The following is a 20688-nucleotide window of genomic DNA, read 5'->3' on the forward strand; positions in this document are numbered from 1 at the left end:
TTGGCGGATTCGGTGCCGCTACGCGGTGACGGGGCTCAGTCCACCGGGTCGAGGGGCGTCACCGGGGGCTTTCCCACATAGGGCCCGGAGCAGACGCTGTCGTAGCGGTAGCAGGTGAAGTATTCGAGGCCGTCGTAGGGATCTGCGCTGGTCATCCAGACGTTAACCCGGGTGGACCCGCCTTCGACGTCTGCGTCGAGGGGAAGGGATGCGGGCCCGGACCTGTCGGTCCAGGTGCTGGAACTGTTCCAGTCCAGCCAGGTCCTGCCTGACCACGCCTGCGCGTAGATCCGCCGTTCCCCGACGGCCTTGAACGCCCCGTCGACGCCGACCGACCGGTTGTACCAGGTGACCGTGCCTTTGTAGTAGCTCGCTCCGACCTCGATCGAGAAGGTGCTGGTGGGGTAGGCGGTGGTGGTGGCGGTGGCGGGCGCCGCCGCGAGAACCATCCCGGCAACCGACGCGACCGCGGCCACGGCCACGCCGACCTTTCTCGTTCGGTCTTTCGCCGGCGTTCTGTTCTGCGGACTCACCATGAAGACCACTCCTGATTCTCCCGGCAATGGGTGTCCGGAGGCTCCGGCCCCGCCACCGACACTCGCCTGGCGCGTCGTCTTTGTTGAGTGCTGGACGGTGAGTTCACTCGGATGCGCGACTGGTTCATACGCGCGACGGCAGGGGCACGGCTGCCACCCAGCCCGACAACTCGACACCATCACCGACAACCAGGTCCGGGCACCGACAAGTTCGGCCGGGCAGGACATCCTCGTCACCGCGGCCCACGGCACCCCTCTCCCGCCCTCGCCGCTCTCCTGGCAGGCTTCCACCGGCCCGGCCACCACCGACACCCCTGCCCCGCCCTCGTCGTCAGCGCGAAGGCGACCCGGCGACACCCCGCGCAGACCAGGCGGCCACGCGCCTGCCCCGCCCTGGGACGTGTCCTCGGCTACCCCAAGGTGGCCCCACGGAGCAGCAGGAAGTCGGCGACGAAGCACCCGATGGCGTCGGCGTCGGTGAAGCAGGCATTGCCGGAGTCGACGCCGAAGCCGTGGAACCGGTCACCGGACAGGGGGCGCGGTCGTCGCCGGGGCGCAGGGCGGGTTCCCAGGTGGCGACCGGGTCGGGCGCGATGACCAGGCGGGCGGCGGCGACCCCGGCGAGGTCGGGGTTGGCGGTGAACCGGACCACCGCCAGCTCCACCCGGTACTCGCCGGGCTCGACGGTGGCCAGGAACGGCTTGGCGCCGGAGAGCCAGCCCGGGTCGTCGACCACCACCCGGCCGCTGCGCAGCCGCACCACCCCCGCCGGGACCACCTCGCTGACCACCTCGTGCCCGTCGTCGGGCAGCACCCACCGCAGCCCGGGCCGCAGCACCTCATCGATGTTGCTCGGCCCCAGCGGCAGCGGCACCGTCCACGGTGCGGGGGCGGTCTCGTCCACCTCCGGGTCCACCCCGTCGACCACCTCGTCGTCCACCAGCGCCGACCAGTCGCCGAACCGCAGCGGCGCCTGGGTCAGCGTGGCCAGGTCGACCTGCCGGTCCCATGAGCGGGCCCCACCCCACCGGCCCGAGGGGGAACTGCTGTTCCTGACGCGGCCGCCGCCCCTGTGCTCCACCTCGATGAGCCCGGCCCGCTCGTCGTCCAGCTCCGCGGTCTCCGCGTCCGGGTAGGTCCACTCCCGCATGCGCACGAAGTACAGCAGCCCCTTGTGCTCCCGCCACTCCACCTCGCGCCGCCTGCGGCCCACGTCGTCCACCCGCCAGCAGCGCGCGAAGCCCGCCGCCAGCTCCAGCACGGCCTCCACCCGCTCCCCGTCGAGCAGGCACACGGCGTACTGCTCCCCGCGTTCATGGCGCGCGCGGGCACTGGCGGCGGCCATCCGCCCGACGACCTCCCCGGTCCCCGGATCGCGGCCCTCGCAGTACACAGCGGTCAACGACTTCGTCATGCCGAGGACGTTAGTGGCCCGGCCCAGAACGTTCACCCCGTCTCGACCCGCCCGCGACGCGCCTGACCGAGTTGCCGAAACGACCGAGTACATCCAGTACGCGATCGTTTCGGCGCCCCGCCCAGACACGCCGATACACGGCGAACGCTCTGAGCCGAGCCACTAGCGCCAGGCACCGACAATTCGGGGATTCCCGAGGTCAGCCCACGAGCGCCACTTCCGCGGGCGTCTTGCGCGAGGACGGCGCGGGGGTCACCGGCCCGTCGCCCCGGTCGGTCACCATCGGCTCCCGCACGACGTTCGTGCGCACCTCGGAGTCCACTGTGAACACATAGGCCCCGGTGTACCCCGCGTGCGACTCGCCGGAGAAGGCGAACGGGGTCATCCCAGGGCCCTCGAGCTTCCCGGACTCGAACGCCGCCAACAGCTTCGAGCGCGTCAGGTCGCGCCCGGCCTCCTTGAGCGCCTGCGCGAACGTGTAGGCCTGCGCCATGCCGAAGACCACCGTGTCGGTCAGCGCGACGTCCGGGATGTACTTGGCGTGGATCTCCTTGAACAGGGTGGTCCACGGGTCGTCGGAGTCCACGTCGGGCAGGTACCCGGCGCCGACCATGCCCGAGAGCAGCGCGGGCACCGACACCTCCGCCCCCGCGCGCTTGCCGAAGTCGGCGAGCAGCCCGGTCAGCGTCGTGACGTCGGCGCCGATGCTGCTGACGACGAACTGCGGCTTGTAGCCCAGCCGGGCGGCGGTGAGGATCGCCAGCGCGGTGAAGGCGGGCACGCACTCGCACACCACGACCTCCGCGCCGGACTGGCGCAGCGCGGTCAACTGCGGCAGCACGTCGGCGTTGGCCGGGTCGTAGGGCTGTCGGGAGACGATGGCGTCCTTGATGACCCGGTCCAGCCCGGCCATGCCGTCGCGGCCGACGTCGTCGTTCTGGTGCAGCACGCCGACCTTGCGGCCGGGCATCGCCTCGGCGATGTGGGTGCCCAGGATCTTGGCCTCGCGGGTGTAGTCGACCTGGAAGCCGAAGGTCATCGGGCTGCCCTGCGGGTCGTCCCAGGCCAGCGCGCCGGAGGACACCAGCACGTCGGGCACGCCCTCGGCGGTGAGGAAGTCGACCACCTTGCTGTGCGTGGGGGTGCCCAGGCCGCCGACGAGGGCGAAGACCTTGTCCTGCAGGACGAGCTTCTTCACCACCTCGACGGTGCGCGTGGGGTTGTAACCGTCGTCCTCCACCCGGTAGTCGATCTTGCGCCCGTGGATGCCGCCCCCGTCGTTGACGTAGGAGTACACCGCCTGCGCGCCCTTGCTGATCGTCGCGTACCCGGGGGCGGCGGGCCCGGTCAGCGGTTGGTGGGTGCCGATCAGCACGGACGTGTCGGTCACGCCCGCGGTCTCGTTCCGCACCCCCGCCGCCGAGTCCCCGCTCTCCCCGGCCCCGCCACAGCCCGCGAGCAGCACCGCCACCACGCCTAGCGCCAAGATCCTCATACCGTGCTTTCCTTCCGTCGCCGGGAGAACTTCCGGAGCACCCCGTGCACGCCGTTGGGCAGCACGAGGACGACCACGATCAGCACCACGCCGTAGACCGCCTGCGGCAGGAAGTTGGCGACGTCGGTCGGCAGGTCGAACCCGTGCGCGAACTCCTCCGCCCCGGCCTGCAGGTAGACCAGCGCCACCGCGCCCCACAGCGCGCCCCACAGGCTCCCGGTCCCGCCCAGCACCACCGCCGCCAGCAGCGCCAGCGACAGCGCGGGGGTGAACGACCCCGGCGCCGCGGTGCCCAGCAGGAACGCCTGCAACCCGCCCGCGAGCCCGCCGCACACGGCGCTGATCAGGAACGCCAGCACCTTCGTCCGCCCGACCCTGACCCCGGCCAGCGCCGCGGACACCTCGTCGTCGCGGACCGCGCGCATCTGCCTGCCCAGCGGGCCAGTGGTCAGGTTGGCCAGCACGACCAGCGCCAGCAGCGCCGTCGCCCACACCACCCACGCCTGCCACCGCGTCGTCGGCACCACGCCGACCAGGCCGGGCGGCAGGCTGGACACGGTGAAGCCCAGGCCGTTGCTGCCGCCGAGCAGTTCGGGGAAGCGCTGGGTCACCGCGGGCAGCCCGACGGCCAGCGCCAGCGTCGCCCCGGCCAGGTAGGGGCCGTGCAGCCGGGCGGCGGCGGCCCCGGTCAGCGCGCCCGCGATCCCGCTGACCGCCGCGGCGGCGAGCAGGTCGACCCAGATCGGCAGCGCGGGGGCGTGGATCACCAGCAGGCCGACGGTGTAGGCGCCGAGGAACAGGAACGCCCCGTGCCCCAGCGACACCTGGCCGGTGAGGCCGGTCAGCACGGTCAGCCCGGCCACGGCCAGCAGGTAGTAGCCGACGCTGGCCAGCCGCACGTTGGTGAACGGGTCGATCACCAGGCTCAGCGCGACGACGAGGACGAGGGCGAGCAGCGCCCACAGCAGGTGGCGCACCAGGGCGGGCATGTCAGACCCTCCTCGCGACGCTGCTGCCGAACAGCCCGTGCGGGCGCAGCGACAGCACCAGGACCAGCACCGCCAGCGCGGCCAGCGTCACCAGCTCCGGCCCGAGCAGCCCGGACACGAACGACAGCGCCACCCCGAGCACGAACCCGCCGAGGATCGTGCCGACCGGGTTGTCCAGGCCGCCGATGACCGCCGCGGTCAGCGCGTAGACGAACACGGTGTCCAGCACGGTCGGCGACAGGAACGGCGGCGCGGCCAGCACCCCGGCCAGCGCGCCGACCACCGCCGCCAGCACCCAGCCGATGGTCAGCATCAGCCCGACCCGCACCCCGAGCAGCCCGGCCACGTCCGGCCGCAGCGCCGCCGCCCGCAGCCGCAGCCCCAGCGGGGTCGCGCCGAACAGCAGCAGCACCGCCCCCGCGACCACGACCACGGTCACCACGACGAACACCGAGGCGGGGGAGAAGGCGCCCCGGAAGTCGAAGGCGTAGGGGAACGAGCGCGGCTCGGCCGACCAGATCATCCCGCAGACCGCCTGCAGCACCAGGAGCAACCCGAGCGTGACGATCACCGGCGCCAGCTCGTTGCCGCGCGAGCGCAGCGGCCGGATCAGCAGCCGCTCGGTCAGCGCGCCCAGCACCGCCCCCGCGACCAGCGCCACGAGCAGGCCGAGCCAGTAGCCGCCGGTGGCCCGGTTGACGGTGAACGCCAGGTACGCGCACACCAGGGCCAGCGCCGGCTGGGCGAAGTTCACCACCCGGGTCGCCCGGAAGATGATCACCAGGGCCAGTCCCAGGGCGGCGTAGACCGCCCCGTTGGTCAGGCCGCCCATGGCGAGGGTGAGCAGGTCGGGCATGGGTTCTCCCTGCCTAGAAACCGAGATACGCGTGCCGGAGTTGATCGTCTGCGAGCAGGGTGTCCGCGTCCGCCGAGGCGACGACCCTGCCCTGGGCGAGCACGTAGCCGTGGGCGGCGACAGCGAGCGCGCCGCGCGCGTTCTGCTCCACCAGCAGCGCGGTCAGCCGCAGCTCGCGCAGGGTGGTGAGGATGGCGGCGGTGACCGTGGGGGCCAGGCCGAGGGAGGGCTCGTCGAGCGCGAGCGCCTTGGGCTCGCTCATCAGCGCCCTGCCGATCGCCAGCATCTGCCGCTCCCCGCCGGACAGCGTGCTGGCCTGCCTGGGCAGCCTGCCGGCCAGCGGCGGGAACAGGTCGAGGACCTCGCCGTGCGAGCGGCGCTGGTCGGCCTTGGGCCGCCACAGCCCGCCCAGCCGCAGGTTTTCCGCGACGGTCAGCTCGGCGATCACCCCGCCGTGCTCGGGCACGTGCGCCAGGCCGCGGCGCACGACCCGGTCCGGCGGCCAGCCGGTGATGTCCTCGCCGTCGAACACCACCCGCCCCGCCTCGGGCGCGACCAGGCCGCTGATGGTGCGCAGCAGCGTGGTCTTGCCCGCCCCGTTGGCGCCGAGCACGGCGGTGACCACGCCCCCGGCCGCATCGAGGTCGACGCCGTCGACCGCGGGGACCGGCCCGTAGGCGGTGACCAGACCCGTGACCGTGAGCATGCTCAGCCCGCCGTTCCGAGGTAGGCGGTGAGGACCGCGGGGTCGGCGCGCACGACCGCGGGCGGGCCGTCTGCGATCACCCGGCCGAAGTCCAGCACGGTGATGTGGTCGCAGACCCGCATCACCATGTCCATGTGGTGCTCCACCAGCAGCACCGAGGTCCGGTCGGTGAGCCCGCGCAGCAGCGCGACCAGGTCCTCGATCTCCACTTCGGACAACCCGGCGGCGGGCTCGTCGAGCATCAGCAGCTCCGGCTCGGCCACCAGCGCCCGCGCCAGCGCCACCCGCTTGCGCACCCCGTGCGGCAGCACCCCGGGCAGCGCGCCGCGCCACCGCGCGATGTCCAGCTCCGCCAGCACGGCCTCGGCCCGCTCGGCGAGCCGCCGCTCGTCCCGCGCCGAGCCGGGCAGCCCCAGCAGCGCGCCCAAGGCCGACGACCGCTGGTGCCCGCGCGCGCCGACGAGCACGTTCTCCAGCACGGTCAAACCACCGAACAGCCCCAGTCCCTGGACCGTCCGGGCGATGCCGAGCCCGGCCAGGTCGTGCGGGCGGGTCCTGCGCAACCGCTTGTCCCGCAACATGACCGCGCCCTCGGCGGCGGGCACGAACCCGCACACGACGTTGAACAGCGTCGTCTTGCCCGCGCCGTTGGGCCCGATGACCCCGTGCACGGTCCCGGCCGCCACGTCCAACGAGACGCCGTCCAAGGCCGTCACGCCGCCGAAGCGGACCGTGACCCCCTCGACGCCGAGCAGTCGTGCCGAACTGGCGCGCATAGCGGCTCCCACCGGACTTCGTCGTCCTGTCGGTCTGCAACATTTCGCCGATCTGTTGCAGATCTTCCGGTCAGCCCGTGCGAACGTCAAGGGGCCTTTCGGCCTACCCCCTCCTGGTGGCGTGTACGGGGCAGTAGTGCCTCGGGTCGTCGTGGTCGCGCGGCAGGAAGCGGGTCGGTGTGTGGATGAGCGGGGTGGACTCCGGGATGCGTCCAGATGCGCGATCAAGGCCGTCGCGCGCCCTGGGGTGCTTGCGCATCCGTTGCGGCACCAGGCGGAACGCGGTGGCGATGGTTGACCCGACGACCCGGTGGACCCGCTCGTCGCGGGCCGACCAGGTGTAGCCGAGCAGGTCCCGCACCGACTGGTCGTACATCCCGACCGTCAGCCAGACGAACCCCTTGGCGATCCCGGCCCGCAGCGGCCGCCACGCCCAGTCCGGCAGCCACCGCGCCCGCGGCGGTCGCGGCAGCGTGGTCAGGTCCAGGACTTCGCGGGTGGCCTTGTTGTCTTCCAGGACTTCCCGGCACGTGCGGTCCCAGTACTCCTGGAAGTCCTCCCAGGTCTCCGGGACGGGGCGCATGCTGACGCCGTAGCGGGCGTACCAGTCCCGGTGCTCGTCGAACAGCCGCCGCTTCTCGGCCTCGCTGATCCCGCCGCAGAAGTTCTGCGCGGTGAGGATGGTGCCGACGAAGAAGGTCGCGTGCGCCCAGTAGAAGACGTCGGGGTCGAGCGCGTGGTAGCGCCTGCCCTGGCTGTCGACGCCCCTGATGTCGCGGTGGTAGTCGCGCACCTCGCGCCCGGTCCGCTCGGCCAGCGCGCCGTCGAAGACCACCCCGCCGATCGGGTAGAGGGACCGGAACAGCCGCGCCCACCGCTCCTCGAAGAACTCGGAGTGCTCCTCGACGGCGGCCCCGAGCTTCGGGTGCATGTTCTGCATGGACCCCGCCCACAGGCCCTGCAGCATGCCCCGCCAGTCGCCGAAGTACTTCCAGGTCACCGATCCCGGTCCGATCCGGTCCATGGTCCGCCCCTCACCTGCGCTGACAACGGATGTTGTCACAGTAGGAATTGACAACGGTTGTTGTCAATTCCTGCCTGACGGCCGGATAGTTCAGCCTTGGCTGTAATACAGTGTTCGCTGTATGGTTTCGCCCATGCTGAAGTGTGAGGTGCGCGGGGACGCGCTGGCCCGGCTGGGAAAGGCGTTGGCCGACCCCACCCGCTGCCGCATCCTCGTGGCTGTGCTGGATGGGATCACCTACCCCGCCCAACTCGCCGAGCACCTGGGCCTGACCAGGTCGAACGTGTCCAATCACCTGTCCTGCCTGCGTGGCTGCGGCCTGCTGGTCGCCGCCCACGAGGGTCGCCAGGTCCGCTACGCCCTGGCCGACGCCCACCTGGCGCGGGCGCTGGGCGAGCTGGTCGAGGTCGTGCTCGCCGTGGAGACCGCCGAACCGTGCCTCAACGACCGCGACGGGCAGCCCGCGACCACCCCGACCTCGGCCCAGGTGCTCAGGTGAGCACCGACCACGGCCGGATCGACCTGCCGCTGACGTCCGCGACCGCTCCGGGGCCCGCCGGGGACGGCTGCTCGGACGGGTGCCGCGCGACGGCGGGCACCGACGAGCCCCCGCCTTCTCCACAGCGGCACGCGGTGCTCACCCGCTGGGTGCGGTTGCTGGTCGCCGCGACGATCGCCTACAACGTGGTCGAGGCGGTCATCGCGATCACCGCCGGGAGGATCGCCTCGTCCGCGGCGCTGGTCGGCTTCGGCCTGGACTCCGTCATCGAGGTCGCCTCCGCCACGGCGGTGGCCTGGCAGTTCGCCGGCCCCGACCCCAAGGCGCGCGAGCGGACGGCGCTGAAGGTCATCGCGGTGTCGTTCTTCGCGCTGGCGGCCTACGTCGCTGTCGAGTCGGTGCGGTCGCTGCTGGACGCGGCCGAGGCCGGGCACTCCGCGGTGGGCATCGTGCTGGCGGCGGTGTCGCTGCTGGTCATGCCGGTCCTGTCGGCCGCGCAGCGCCGCGCCGGGCGGGAACTGGGTTCGGCCAGTGCGGTCGCGGACTCCAGGCAGACCCTGCTGTGCACCTATCTGTCCGGTGTCCTGCTGGTCGGCTTGGGGCTCAACTCCCTGTTCGGCTGGTCCTGGGCCGACCCGGTCGCTGCCTTGGTCATCGCCGCGGTCGCGGTCAGGGAGGGCCACCAGGCGTGGCGGGGCGAGCTCTGCTGCTGAACCGCGCCGCTGCACCCCCCGCTCCGCGGCGTCGCGGCGGCAGCGGTGCGGATGGGTGACAATGGGCCGATGGGGACGACGTTGGCCGACCGGCGGGCCTCGCGGCGGGTGGCGCTGGTGGCGGCCGGGATCGCGCTGCTCGGCGACCCGGCGCGGCCCGGTGTCTCGGTGCGGGCGGTGTGCAGGCTCGCGGGGCTGACCGAGCGGTACTTCTACGAGGGGTTCGCCGACCGCGACGAGTTCGTGCGCGCCGTCTACGACGAGGTGGGGGCGCGGGCGCACGCCGCGTTGTCGGCCGCCGCCGGGTCGCCGCGGGGGGCTGTGGAGGCGTTCGTGGACGTGGTGGTGGGGGAGCCCGCCGCCGGGCGCGTGCTGTTGGTGGCCCCGCTGACCGAGCAGGCGCTCAGTGGGCGTGGGCAGGAGTTGGTGCCTGCTTTCGTGGCGCTGGTGCGTGCGCGGCTGCCCACCGATGACGAGGTGGAGCGGCAGATGGTGGCGCTGGGGGTCGTGGGCGCGTTGACCGCCGTGTTCATCGCGTACCTGGACGGGACGCTGGTGGTGTCGCGGGAGCGGTTGGTGGAGCACTGCGTCGGGCTGGTCACCGCCGCTGTGCGGGGCTGACGCGCAGGAGGGCCGCGGGGCCCCGGGTGAGGTGCGCGGTGTGGAAGAAGCGGCGGAAGGCGTTGTCGTCGAAGGGGATCAGGGCGTCGAGGCGGTCGAGTACCACTGCGCGAGCCGGGCGGGCAGGGGAGTGGGCCGGGGGTCCCAGAACGCGTCGGCGGTGGCGGCCATCGCCCACGGCAGGGCGAGGGCGCGGGCGATCCCGCGCTGGAAGCGGGCCTCCAGGCCGCGCGGGAGGTCGGCCTGGGTGGCGGCGACGGTCATCCCCTGGCCGTAGACGGGGTTGAGGGTGCACACGGCGTCGCCGAGGGCGAGCAGGCGTTGCGGCCAGCGCGGCATGCGGTGGTAGAGGGTCCAGTGGCTGTCCAGGCGGGCCATGCGGTGGGCCGGGCCGCGCGGCGGCGACCAGGTCGGCGAAGTCGGGGCTGAGCAGGGTGCGCGCGTAGTCGAGGAAGCCCTCGTCGTCGGTCGGGGCGCGGTGGCCGTCGCATCCCATCAGAGTCACCAGCTCGTCACCGGTCTCGGTGACCAGCATGACGCCGCCGCGCGGACTGCCCGGCGCGCGGGGGAACTCGGCCAGTGTTGTCCACTTCGGACTGACCAACGGCCGGAACACGCGTGAGGTGTGGACGCAGCCGCCGACCACGGAGATCCGGTCGGGGCGGGGGAAGTTGGCGTCGCGCAACCAGGTGGGCAGCTTGCTGGTGCGACCGCTCGCCGCCACGACCAGGTCCGCGTCCATCTCCTCGCCGTCCCCGGTCACCCCGACGACCGTGCCACCGGCGCGGACCAGGCCGTCCACGGTGGTGGGACGCAGCTCCGCGCGCTCGACGACCCGCCGCCGCGGTCGGGGTCCGGCACCGCGCCACCTCGCCGAAGTCGCCGCGTGCGACCAGCTCGGCGCCGAGGCCGGGGAACAGCGAGGCCAGGAGCTGCGACCCCCGCGCCAGCAGTGCGTGCGCGTGGTGCGATTGCGGGGTCCCGCGCCGGTGCCGGGTCTGCGGGCCCACCTCATCGCGGTCGAGGACAAGGACCTCGGCGTAGTGGTCGGCGAGCACGCGGGCGGCCAGACCCCCGCCGATCACGACCGCTCGCATCTCCCCAGCCTGACACCTCGCGGCCGCCAAGTGTGACCCGCGCCACCCGGGCAGAGCAAGACGGCGGTACCTCGAGTACCGGCGCCTCGTGGACCGCTAGCCCGCGAGCAGCCCCGTCGGCTCGGCGAGGGCGGCCAGTGCCTTCTCCACCGTCTGCGCCGACACGGCGACCTCGTCGAAGCTGGCGGTCAGCTCCATGTGGTCGCGGGTGCGGACGGCGAAGACGGTGATGCCCTCCGGGCCGGTCGACGGGCTGAAGCCGAAGAAGCGCTTGGGGCCGGTGTCGAGCCAGTTGAGCTCGGCGAGGCCGGGCAGCGTGGGCATCGAGTTGAAGGTCAGCACGATCTCGTCGGTCGGGGCGGAGTGCGGGCTGGGCGGGCGCGGGGTGCGCACCGCGCCGGTGACGGCGCCGACGACGGTGGCGGGCAGGGCGCGGCCGGTCGTGCGGGCCCGCTTCATCGCGGCCTCGACGGCGGCCGGGTCGGTCAGGTCGGCGGTGAGGAACAGGCTCTTGGACAGGTTGCCCCACCGGGGTCCCCCGTCGCCGAGCAGGCCGCGGATGTCGATGAGGGCCCAGGTGCCGCCGGAGTGCAGGGGCACGCCGTGGGCGGTGAGGGCGCGGTGGGTCAGCGTGGTCAGCACGCTGGTGATGGACACGCCCTTGGCGTTGGCGTTGCGCCACTTGGTGATCTGGGCCAGCGCGGGCCTGCCGATGACGGTGCCGGTGAACGCCGGGCGGGCGGGCTGGTGGTCGGCGACCTCGCGCACGGTCGGCGGGCCGGTGCGGTTGCGCAGGTAGTCGGCCCACTCGCGGTGGTGGGCGGGCAGGCCCGCGCGCAGGGCGCGCAGCGTCGACCCGATGCCCGCCCGAGTGGCCAGCGCCTCCAGTTCGGCGGCGTCGGCGCTGCTGAGCGCCATCGCGAGCCGGGTGAAGGTGGACGCGTCGCCCAGGGCGTGGTTGATGCCGGACAGCACCGAGGTCGGGCTCACCGCCACCCACACCGGCAGGTCGGGGGCCTGGTCGAAGTGGGCGCGCACGTGCCCGGCCAGGTCGTCGAGGTCCGGGTCGGGGGCCTCGACGACCACCCTGGCCGCGTGCGCGGCCCGCTGCGACCTCGGCACCGGCAGCCACCGGCCGTGGACCGGGTCCAGCCTGCAGGCGATCGGCGAGTCCGGGTGCCGGTCGAGGAAGTCGGCGAACGCCGCGCGCACCGCGTCGAGGTCCGCGGCCACCGGCGCGGCCAGCATCACCGAGTGCTGCCCGAGCCACGGCCGGTCGAGCGGGGCGACCCGGCGCGGGCGGTGGGCCGATCCCGCGCCGGGCGCGTGGACGGGACGGGGGGTCGTGGTCATGGCGGTGCCTCCTGGGGTGCGGTGCGCGGCGCCTGTTCCCCCGAGGGCGGCGCGGTAGACGGCGATGGTGTCCTCGGCGATGCGGCCCCAGTCCGGCACGTCGGCGCGGGCGGGGCCCGGCTCGGCCAGCGCGGCGCCCACCGCCGCGGCGACGGCGGCCGGGTCGTGCCCGGTGACCAGGCGGGTGCCGCGGTCGAGGTGGCGCGCGGCGAGTTCGCGGTGGGCGGGGATGTCGCTGAGCACGGCGTGCGCGCCCGCGGCGGCGGCCTCGGCCGGGGCCATGCCGAAGGCCTCGTGCTCCGACAGCGACACCAGCGCCGACGCGGTGCGCAGCCACCGGCGCACGGCCTCGTCGTCGACCCCGCCCGCGAACCGGACCCGGTCGCCGACACCCAGGTCGGCGGCCAGCGCCCGCAGCGACGCCGCCGCCGACCCGGTGCCCACCACGACGACCTGGACGTCGGCGGGCAGCAGCGGCACGGCGCGCACCAGCGCGTCGACCCGCTTGTACGGCTCGAGCCTGCCCAGGCTCAGCACGGTGCGCGGCTCGCCGGGGAACGGCTCCGCCGCGCGGATCGCGGCGACGTCGACCCCGTTCGGCAGGATGGTCACCTTCTCGCGCGCGTGCGGGAAGTCGGACACGAGGGCCGCGCTCTCGGCCGCGGACACGCAGATCACCGAACGCGCGGCGCGGAAGATCGCCCGGCCGACGAACCGGTAGGCCACGTGCAGCGCCGAGGCGCCCGCGGTGTGCCCGCCGCCGTGGTAGTGCGGGGTGAACACGACAGGCCCGGAGAACCCGCGCAGCGCCGCGAACCCGCAGGCGGCGTGGTAGCTGTGCACGTGCACGACGTCTGACCCGCGCACGCGCAGGCCGTCGAGCAGCAACCCGGGGGAGACCGACAGCGCCGTGGTCGACCAGGCCGGGTGCACGCGCACCGGGACGCCCTCGCGCACCTCCTCGACCGGGCGGCGCAGCCCCCGGCGCGCGGTGCGCACGCGGACGTCGACCCCGCGCGCGGCCAGTTCGCGGGCCAGGCTGCCCACGTGCGCCTCGACCCCGCCGCGCACGGGCGGGTACCCGGGGGTGACCAGGGTGACCCGCAGGCCCGTCCCGCTCATGGGCGCCTCACGCGATGTGCGCGGCGCGCACGACCCGCTCGGCGATCAGCGTGTGGCCGTGCACGGTGGGGTGCACGTCGCCGACCGAGCAGAAGTGGGTGAACTCGCACGCCTTGGCGACCGCCTGCGGGACGACCCCGTGGGCCGGGTCGGTCGTCGTCGCGTCCAGGGGGGTGTACGCGCCGGTGGCGGCGGTGATGTCGACGAACTCCGCGCCGACCTCGGAGTACTCCTCGCGCAGCGCGGTGTTGAGCCGGTCGCGGAAGACGCCGACCGACGCCGCGGCGATGTCCTTGCCCCGCTGGCCGTCGCGCAGCCACGCGCCGAGGAGCATGTCCGGGTAGGTCAGCCCGATGATCGGCACGTCCGGGCCCGCGGCCGCGCGCAGCTCGGTCAGCAGCTCGGCCAGGTTGCCGCGCAATCGCGAGACCGCGTCGTCGACGCAGTCCAGGGCGTCGTCGCGCAGCGGGGCGCCGATGGGCAGGCACGGGCGGATGTCGTTGCCGCCGACCACGACGGTGATCAGCCCCACCCGGCCCCGGTGCTCGGCGACGAACCGCGTCGCCGCCCGCGCCTGGGGGAGCCCGCCGTAGTCGGCCGGGTCCGGGCCCAGGGCGGCCGGGTCGCAGCCCGGCTCGTCGAGCACCTGCCCCGAGGTCACCCCGGAGCAGCCGAAGTTGGCCAGTCGCATGGGCACGCCGTGCACGCGGGTCTTCTCCGCGACCTGGTAGGCGAACCCCTCGGTGGAGGTGGTGCCCGAGGTCGCCGAGGTGGGCTGGTAGCCCGCGGCGTACGAGTCACCGATGGAGACGTAGTACCGCTCACCTGACTCGGCCGGACTGCCCGTGGTCGAGCAGCCCGCCACCGCGGCGAGGGCGGCGAAAGCCGCCACGACATGGCGGATCGTCAACCGGCACATCCCTTCCGACCTCCGGTGCGGCGGACGCCCCCGGGGCGACAGATCAGTCGGCGCACATATCGGACATCGATTCACATTTGCATTGAGTTCGCTGGTCGCAGCGTACTACGAACTTCCGGCGGAGTAGTGCCGCCAACCACTGTGAACCTGTTTACAGTCCGGAGTGGACATTCTTGTCAAGCCGAATAGACCGCTACCGGCTACATTGCAGTACGTAAAAGCTCCAGCTAGAAATCACTCTGCGACGTGAGTCACCCCCGCTCAAAACTGCTCAGATACGTCTAGATTGCACACAGAGTATGTATACGTCCCGAAAGTTCTGGGAACGGTCACCGTAGGGTGACATAGTGCTGGTGTCACTCGAACGAGTGAAACAGCGCACTTTGCAATGGCCACGGGTAACGCCCGTCAGCTCTAATCCGAAATGTTGTTCGTAGCGCGCAAGCGATGCTGTGATGAAGTGGGAGAACAGATGGTGCACCTCTCCATCGTGATGCCGGTGTACAACGAGAGCGCGACCATCAGATCCGCCATCGAGCGTGTGCTTTCCGTCGACTACCCGTGCCCGGTCGAGCTGATCGTGGTCGACGACGGCAGCACGGACGGCACGCTCGACATCCTCGACGAGCTGGCGGCGCGGGGACCCCGCGTCGTGGCCCACCCGCGCAACCTCGGCAAGGGCGCCGCCGTGCGCACCGGAGTCGCCGAGGCCAGGGGCACGCACATGATCATCCTCGACGCCGACCTCGAGTACACCCCGCACGACATCCCCGCGATGCTGCGCCCGGTCGTCGACGGCCGCGCCGACCACGTCTTCGGCGCCCGCGTCTTCGGGCTCAACACCCGGTACCAGTCGTTCCGCTTCGCCGTCGGCGGCCGCGCGCTGACCCTGGCCGCGAACGTGCTCTACGACTCCTGCCTCACCGACATGCACACCTGCCTCAAGCTGCTGCCGGTCGCCGACTTCCGCGCCCTGTCCCTGCGCGAGAACGGCTTCGGCCTCGACACCGAGCTGACCGCCCGGCTCATCCGCGGCGGCGTGCGCCCGTTCGAGGTGCCGGTCAGCTACGTCGGCCGCACCTTCGCCGACGGCAAGAAGATCGGCTGGCGCGACGGGCTGCGCTGCCTGTCCATCCTGACCAGGGTGCGCGCCGAGCGCCACCCGCAGGAGCTCTCGCACGCCACCGCCACGCGCGTCCCGCACGTCCCGCTGCCCGCGGTCGTCCCGGCGGTCGGGGACGAGCAGCTCGCCGTGGCCGCGACCCACCGCGTCCTGCCCCGCCCGGTGCAGGCCGTCGGCGGTGACGAGACCCCGGTGGCGATTTGAGCATGGCCGGTGATCCCAGCGCGCCGGGGCGCAAGCGCGTGTGGCTGGTCGGCCCCGGGTTCGAGTTCCTCAGCGGGCTGTCGGTGTACACGTGCAGGCTGGCCAACGCGCTGGCCGAGGACCACGACGTCTCGGCGGTGCTGCTGGGCAAGCTGATCCCCGCCCGGCTCTACCCCGGCGGCGCGCGCGCGGGCGATGACCTGACCAGCCTGAGCTACGACAGCCGGGTCCGACTCGTCGGCGAGGTCGACTGGTACTGGGGCGACCGGCTGCGCCGGGTCGTGCGCGCGCTCAAGCGCGAGCGCCCCGACGTGCTCGTGCTCCAGTGGTGGACCGCGGCGACCCTGCACACCTACCTGGCGCTGGCCCGCGCCGCGCGGCGGGCCGGGGTGCCGGTGGTCATCGAGTTCCACGAGGCGCAGGACACCGGGGAGGCGGCGGTGCCGCTGGTGGCGGGCTACTGCCGCCGGGTGCTGCCCAGGCTGCTGGCGATGGCCTCCGGCGCGCTCGTGCACAACCAGCACGACCTGGACCTGCTGCGCTCGGCGCACGGCCCCGCCTTCGACCACCTCGCCGTCGAGGTCGCCCCGCACGGCCCCTACGACCACCTGCCCGAGCCCGCCGCGGTCGCGGCGGGAGAGCCGGAGGTGACGCGGCTGCTGTTCTTCGGGCTGATCCGCCCCTACAAGGGCGTCGAGGACCTGGTCTCGGCGTTCAACGCGCTCACCCCGGAGCAGGCGTCCCGGTTCCGGCTGACCGTGGTCGGCGAGACCTGGGAGGGCTGGACCAAGCCCGCCGAGCTGATCGCGGCCAGCCCGCACGCCGACCGGGTCGAGTTCGTCAACCGCTACGTCAGCGACGCCGAGGCGGGCGCGTTCTTCGCCGCCGCCGACGCGCTCGTGCTGCCCTACCGCCGGGGCTCGGCGAGCGGGCCGCTGCAGATCGCCATGAGCCGGGGCGTGCACGTGCTGCTCTACGCCGTGGGCGGCCTGGTCGAGGCCGTCGCCGACTACGCGGGCGCCCGGCTGCTGCCCCCCGACGACGTCGACGCCCTGCGCGCGGCGCTGCTGGAGTTGGCCCCCCGGCGCGGCGAGCGGTTCGCCGACCCGCACTCCTGGTCGGCGACCACCGCCGCCCTGGGCGCGCTCGCCGTCCGCGTCGGCAGGCCCGCGGACCTCCCGGCCGCCGCATGACCGACGCCCCCACACAGCGGATCGCCCGCGTCACCGACGAGGCGCCGACCGAGCGCATCGACCTCGGCGCGGCCGAGACCCAGGTCATCGAGCCGATCCGCGAGTCCACACCGGACGTCCCGGAGCCGCCGCCCGCCCGCGTGCGGTGGTGGACGTCCTGGCCGTTCATCGTGGCCACCTCCGCCCTCGGCATCCTCGTCGTCGGCCTGTCCTACCGGCTGGCCGAGGAGGGCGGGAACGCCAACATCCGCTACGGGGTGTTCTGGGCCGGGATGCTGCTGGCCGCCATCCCCGTGACCGCCCGCGTCGCCACCGGCGACCGGGCCGGCGGGGCGTGGGGCGTGGCGCTGCTGGGCGTGCTCACCTACGTCCCGAAGTTCCTGCGCAACCCGGACGGCCCCGCCTACCACGACGAGTACGCGCACTGGCGCCAGGCGCTCGACGTGCTCGGCTCCGGGCAGTTGTTCCGGCCCAACTCGATCATCCCGATCGTCCAGTACTACCCGGGCACCTCCGGCATCACCGCCGCCGTGCACGAGCTGACCGGGCTGTCGGTCTTCTCCGCGGGCCAGTTGGTCCTGTTCACCTCGCACATGCTGGTCCTGTTCGGCATCGTCGTGCTGGCCCAGGTCCACCTGCGCTCGCCGACGGCGGGCGCGCTGGCGGCGCTGGTCTACGCCCTCAACCCGTCGGAGATGTACTTCGACACCCAGTACGCCTACGAGGGCATCGCCATCGCGCTGTTCGTCTGGGCGCTGGCGCTGACCAGCATCGCCGCCAGGAGCACCGGCAGGCGGCGGGTCGCGGCGCTGGTCACCGCCCTGCTGTGCACGGCGGCCTGCCTGGCGACCCACCACCTGACGACGCTGTTCATGGTGCTGCTGCTGGTGGTCGTCGTGGCCGTGGTGTCGGTGCGCGGCTGGCGCACGCGCCGCCGCGAGGGTCGGGTGCCCGAGGGCGTCGCGGTCTGGTGGATCCTGTTCGGCGGCACGGTCGGCATGGGCGCGCTGTGGACGACGTTCGTCGCCACCCCGACGCTGACCTACCTGTCGCCGTACTTCGGCGGGTCCGTGGAGCAGCTCTCCGACATCAACACCGAGCAGGACACCAGCCGCGTCGTGCTGGCGCCCTCGCCGCAGCCGCTGTGGGAGCGCGGGCTGACCGCCCTGGCCCCGGTGGTCGTCGGGATCATCTGCCTGGCCGCGATCCTCATGCTGCGCAAGGTCCTCAAGCAATGGCGCGCCGACACGCTCGTGCTCATGGCCTATGGCCTCATGTACTTCCCCGCCGTGCTGTTCCTGCTCGCGCCCTCTGGCGCGGAGGGCGCGCGCCGGTCGTGGGCGTTCACCTACCTGGGCATCGCGCTCATCGCCGCGTTCGTCATCCCGCGCTGGCGGGCCCGGCGGCCCGTCCGCTGGTGGTCGCGCGGCCCGGTGCTCACGCTGGCGTTCGTCGTCGTGCTCGTGGGCAACGTCGGCGGCGGGCTCAACGACCCCTACCGGTTCCCCGGCCCGTTCCGCTGGGGCACCGACACCAACTCCGCCAGCGCCGAGGCGCGCACCGTCGGCGAGCAGCTCGCCGCCCGCGCGGGCCGGGTGCGCGTCGTCGCCGACCGGTACACGGCCCTGCAGCTGGTGGGCTACAGCGGCCTGCGGGTCGCCGCGCCGTCCGAGGGCTTCCCCGCGTGGGAGCTGGTGCAGACCGGCGCGGACCCCAACCCCAGGCTGGCGGCCGACCTGCGCGGGTCCGGGTTCGACTACCTCGTCGTCGACACCCGCATGGCCGAGGAGGCGTCGTTCATCGGCGACAACTACGGCCCCACCGACCCGCTCATCGGCCAGGCCACCCCGCGGGAGAACCTCGACCGGCTCGACCGCGTCCCGTGGGCGAGCCGCATCATCACCACCGAACACCTGCGGGTCTACAAACTCGACCTGTTCCTGCTCGGCGCCAACCTGGTCGAGGACGGACCATGAGGACTTTCCTGCGCGGGGTCACGCCCGCGCTGCTCGCGGGTGTGCTGATCGCCACCGCGCTCGTGCTCTTCCAGGCGCCCGCCCCGGTGCGCGTCCTAGCCTTCGCCGTGCTCGCGCTGGCCGCGGGGCTCAGCGCGTCCCGGATCGTGCGGGGCCGCGCGGGGCTCACCGACGACGACGCCGACGTGGGGTACTCGCTGCCCGGTGTCGTCGTGCTGGTGCTGATGCTGGCGGTCGTGCTCGCGCTGTCCGTGCTCGGCATCGCCATCGACACGCCGGGGATCGCCTGGGCCACCGGCGCCTCGGCGTTCGCCCTCGTCGTCGTGGCGCACGTCGTCGCCGGTCCGCCCGCGTGGCCGACCGCGCCGCGCCGGGCGCTCGGCCCCGTCCTGGCCGTGGTCGTGCTGTGCGCGGCCGTCGCGGGCGCGGCGGCCATGCGGCCCGCGCAGGTCGAGCGGTACACCCAGTTGTCGGTGGACGAGACGCCCCCCTCGGTGGGCGGCGGCGAGCGGGTCTCCCTGGGCTGGACGCTGTTGGGCTACGGCTCGGCGCTGCCCGCGGCCGAGCCGCCGGTCGAGGTCGTCATCGGCGGCAGGCGGTTGCCCGAGGTGGACGCCGAGACCGGCGCCGTCACCGCCACCGGGGTCCAGGGCGCGGTCGACCAGCGCCGCGGCACGGTGGCCTTCACCGCCCCCGACGGCGCCGGGATCTACGACGTGCACGTCAAGGTCGGCGCCGCGGACTGGTCCGAGATCGTCGTGCGATTGGTCGTGAACCAGTGACCACGAGCCCGGCGGCCACGGCCCCGCGGTCGCTGCGCGAGCGGCTGGCGGGCGACACGATGCTGCGCAACTCCATCGCGATCATGGCGACCACCGTCGTCACCTCCGTGCTGGGCTACGCCTTCTGGCTGGTGGTGGCCCGCACCTCCAGCCCCGAGGTCAGCGGCGCGGGCGCGGCGGCCACCTCGGCGCTGCAGGCCGCGGCGCTGTTCGCCGCCGTGGGCGCGGCCGCCGCCATGGTGGAGTGGTTGCCGCGCAGCGCCTCCACGGCGCAGTGGCGCACCAGGCTGACCGTCGGCGTGGCCGTCGCGGTGGTCGGCGGCGTTGTCGGCGGGCTGTTCGTGGTGGTCCTGCTCGGGCACCTGCTGGGCACGCTCCCCGCGCTCACGACACCGGTCGGCGCGGTGCTGTTCTGCCTCGGCACGGTGTTCTTCGCCGTGGGCACCGTCTACGACTACGCCGCCGTGGCCGAGCGCCACGGTGTGATGATGCTGGGCCGCAACGCCCTGTTCACCGGTCTGCGGCTGCCGCTGGTGGTCGTGCCGTGGCTGCTGCCCGGCACCGGCGACCAGATCCTCACCGCGTGGGCCGCGGGCGCCGGGCTGTCGCTGCTGCTGGCGCTGGTCGGCTTCCGGCGCAGCACCCACGGCCGCCACCTGCGCCCGTCCACCGCGGGCTTCGGCGACGCGCTGCGGCAGATGCGGACCTCGCTGCTGGGCCAGCACCTGATCACCGTCGCGGCGATGATGGGCGCCTACCTGCTGCCGATCCTCGTCGTGGCCAGGGTGTCGGCCGAGGCCAACGCCTACTTCTACGCCACCTGGATGCTCGGCTCGGTGTTCTTCATGGTCAGCCCGGCCGTGTCCACCTCGCTGTTCGCCGAGGCCGCGGGCTCGCCGCGGGCCGCGGCCGCGGCCGCCACCCGCAGCCTCAAGATCATCGGCGCGCTGCTGGTCGTCCCGGTCGTGGTCTACCTGCTCGGCGGCGGGCTGCTGCTGTCGCTGTTCGGCCAGGACTACCCCGGCCAGGGGCGGCTGCTGCTGGTCCTGCTGACGCTCTCGGCGATCCCGGACGCGCTGACCAACATCGCCGTCGCCGTGCTCCGCGCGACCGAGCGGATGCGCGCCGCGCTGTGGCTCAACTCGGCGATGCTCCTCGCGGCGCTGATCGGGTCGTGGCTGCTGCTGCCCTCGCTCGGCATCGTCGCCGTCGGCTGGTCCTGGCTGGGCGCGCAGACCATCGGAGCACTGTGGACAGTGGTGTGCTGGCGCCGGATCACGGCGGCCTGAC

20 protein-coding genes are annotated in these 20688 nt (G+C 73.4%); 9 read left to right on the forward strand and 11 right to left on the reverse strand.

From position 1 onward, the window contains the following. Window positions 1-35: 35 nt before the first annotated feature. The 8 genes from GCL84_RS02085 to GCL84_RS02120 all read right to left on the reverse strand — a co-directional run bounded on the left by GCL84_RS02085 (window position 36) and on the right by GCL84_RS02120 (window position 7796). Window positions 36-545 (reverse strand): hypothetical protein, encoded by a 510-nt coding sequence (locus GCL84_RS02085; RefSeq protein WP_156753605.1) that lies wholly within the window; start codon window positions 543-545, stop codon window positions 36-38. A 322-nt stretch (window positions 546-867) separates the two neighbouring features. Then, window positions 868-1950, reverse strand: coding sequence for a DUF4241 domain-containing protein (locus GCL84_RS02090; RefSeq protein ID WP_156753606.1), 1083 nt, complete (start codon window positions 1948-1950; stop codon window positions 868-870). A gap of 199 nt (window positions 1951-2149) precedes the next feature. Beyond that, on the reverse strand, window positions 2150-3445 hold the full coding sequence (locus GCL84_RS02095) for an ABC transporter substrate-binding protein (RefSeq protein ID WP_156753607.1): 1296 nt from the start codon (window positions 3443-3445) through the stop codon (window positions 2150-2152). Beyond that, entirely contained in the window at window positions 3442-4434 is a 993-nt protein-coding gene (locus GCL84_RS02100; RefSeq protein ID WP_156753608.1) for a branched-chain amino acid ABC transporter permease, read from the reverse strand. The genes GCL84_RS02095 and GCL84_RS02100 overlap by 4 nt, the downstream gene beginning before the upstream one ends. Before the next feature lies 1 nt (window position 4435). Further along, complete coding sequence (locus GCL84_RS02105) at window positions 4436-5290, reverse strand: branched-chain amino acid ABC transporter permease (protein WP_156753609.1); 855 nt, start codon at window positions 5288-5290, stop codon at window positions 4436-4438. A 13-nt stretch (window positions 5291-5303) separates the two neighbouring features. After that, window positions 5304-5996 (reverse strand): ABC transporter ATP-binding protein, encoded by a 693-nt coding sequence (locus GCL84_RS02110; RefSeq protein ID WP_156753610.1) that lies wholly within the window; start codon window positions 5994-5996, stop codon window positions 5304-5306. Window positions 5997-5998: 2 nt separating this feature from the next. Further along, window positions 5999-6772 carry an ABC transporter ATP-binding protein gene (locus GCL84_RS02115; RefSeq protein ID WP_156753611.1) on the reverse strand — a complete coding sequence of 258 codons (774 nt, stop codon included), beginning with the start codon at window positions 6770-6772 and terminating at the stop codon, window positions 5999-6001. 103 nt (window positions 6773-6875) lie between these two features. After that, window positions 6876-7796 (reverse strand): oxygenase MpaB family protein, encoded by a 921-nt coding sequence (locus tag GCL84_RS02120; protein WP_156753612.1) that lies wholly within the window; start codon window positions 7794-7796, stop codon window positions 6876-6878. A gap of 133 nt (window positions 7797-7929) precedes the next feature. On the opposite strand from GCL84_RS02120, the gene cmtR reads away from it, so the two are divergent. From cmtR to GCL84_RS02135, 3 genes are all read left to right on the forward strand, one after another. Then, window positions 7930-8295, forward strand: a complete 366-nt coding sequence (gene cmtR / locus GCL84_RS02125) for a Cd(II)/Pb(II)-sensing metalloregulatory transcriptional regulator CmtR (RefSeq protein ID WP_156753613.1) — start codon at window positions 7930-7932, stop codon at window positions 8293-8295. A gap of 29 nt (window positions 8296-8324) precedes the next feature. Then, window positions 8325-9008 carry a cation transporter gene (locus GCL84_RS02130; protein WP_407924351.1) on the forward strand — a complete coding sequence of 228 codons (684 nt, stop codon included), beginning with the start codon at window positions 8325-8327 and terminating at the stop codon, window positions 9006-9008. A gap of 69 nt (window positions 9009-9077) precedes the next feature. Beyond that, on the forward strand, window positions 9078-9629 hold the full coding sequence (locus GCL84_RS02135) for a TetR/AcrR family transcriptional regulator (protein WP_235925936.1): 552 nt from the start codon (window positions 9078-9080) through the stop codon (window positions 9627-9629). A 78-nt stretch (window positions 9630-9707) separates the two neighbouring features. Here the strand turns inward: GCL84_RS02135 and GCL84_RS02140 are convergent, their stop codons facing one another. Beyond that, complete coding sequence (locus GCL84_RS02140; RefSeq protein ID WP_156753616.1) at window positions 9708-10007, reverse strand: FAD-dependent monooxygenase family protein; 300 nt, start codon at window positions 10005-10007, stop codon at window positions 9708-9710. Window positions 10008-10327: 320 nt separating this feature from the next. On the opposite strand from GCL84_RS02140, the gene GCL84_RS02145 reads away from it, so the two are divergent. Beyond that, a complete protein-coding gene (locus tag GCL84_RS02145; RefSeq protein ID WP_156753617.1) occupies window positions 10328-10762 on the forward strand; it encodes a hypothetical protein in 435 nt (144 codons plus the stop codon). 60 nt (window positions 10763-10822) lie between these two features. Here the strand turns inward: GCL84_RS02145 and GCL84_RS02150 are convergent, their stop codons facing one another. Next, window positions 10823-13201, reverse strand: coding sequence for a glycosyltransferase family 4 protein (locus tag GCL84_RS02150; protein ID WP_156753618.1), 2379 nt, complete (start codon window positions 13199-13201; stop codon window positions 10823-10825). A gap of 7 nt (window positions 13202-13208) precedes the next feature. After that, window positions 13209-14111 (reverse strand): GDSL-type esterase/lipase family protein, encoded by a 903-nt coding sequence (locus GCL84_RS02155; protein ID WP_197522963.1) that lies wholly within the window; start codon window positions 14109-14111, stop codon window positions 13209-13211. 481 nt (window positions 14112-14592) lie between these two features. Here GCL84_RS02155 and GCL84_RS02160 point away from each other — a divergent pair, with 481 nt between their 5' ends. The 5 genes from GCL84_RS02160 to GCL84_RS02180 are packed head-to-tail and all read left to right on the forward strand — an operon-like array spanning window position 14593 to window position 20687. Further along, window positions 14593-15447, forward strand: a complete 855-nt coding sequence (locus GCL84_RS02160) for a glycosyltransferase family 2 protein (protein WP_197522964.1) — start codon at window positions 14593-14595, stop codon at window positions 15445-15447. Window positions 15448-15449: 2 nt separating this feature from the next. Continuing rightward, window positions 15450-16640 carry a glycosyltransferase gene (locus GCL84_RS02165; RefSeq protein ID WP_156753620.1) on the forward strand — a complete coding sequence of 397 codons (1191 nt, stop codon included), beginning with the start codon at window positions 15450-15452 and terminating at the stop codon, window positions 16638-16640. Then, window positions 16637-18616: a hypothetical protein gene (locus tag GCL84_RS02170; protein ID WP_156753621.1), complete on the forward strand. Its 1980-nt coding sequence runs from the start codon at window positions 16637-16639 to the stop codon at window positions 18614-18616. The genes GCL84_RS02165 and GCL84_RS02170 overlap by 4 nt, the downstream gene beginning before the upstream one ends. Then, window positions 18613-19398, forward strand: coding sequence for a hypothetical protein (locus GCL84_RS02175; RefSeq protein WP_156753622.1), 786 nt, complete (start codon window positions 18613-18615; stop codon window positions 19396-19398). Before GCL84_RS02170 ends, GCL84_RS02175 begins: the two co-directional genes overlap by 4 nt. Further along, window positions 19395-20687, forward strand: coding sequence for a hypothetical protein (locus GCL84_RS02180; RefSeq protein ID WP_156753623.1), 1293 nt, complete (start codon window positions 19395-19397; stop codon window positions 20685-20687). The genes GCL84_RS02175 and GCL84_RS02180 overlap by 4 nt, the downstream gene beginning before the upstream one ends. The last annotated feature ends 1 nt before the right edge of the window (window position 20688 follow it).

The sequence above is a fragment of the Actinokineospora pegani genome (assembly GCF_009745975.1).
GTDB lineage: Bacteria > Actinomycetota > Actinomycetes > Mycobacteriales > Pseudonocardiaceae > Actinokineospora > Actinokineospora pegani.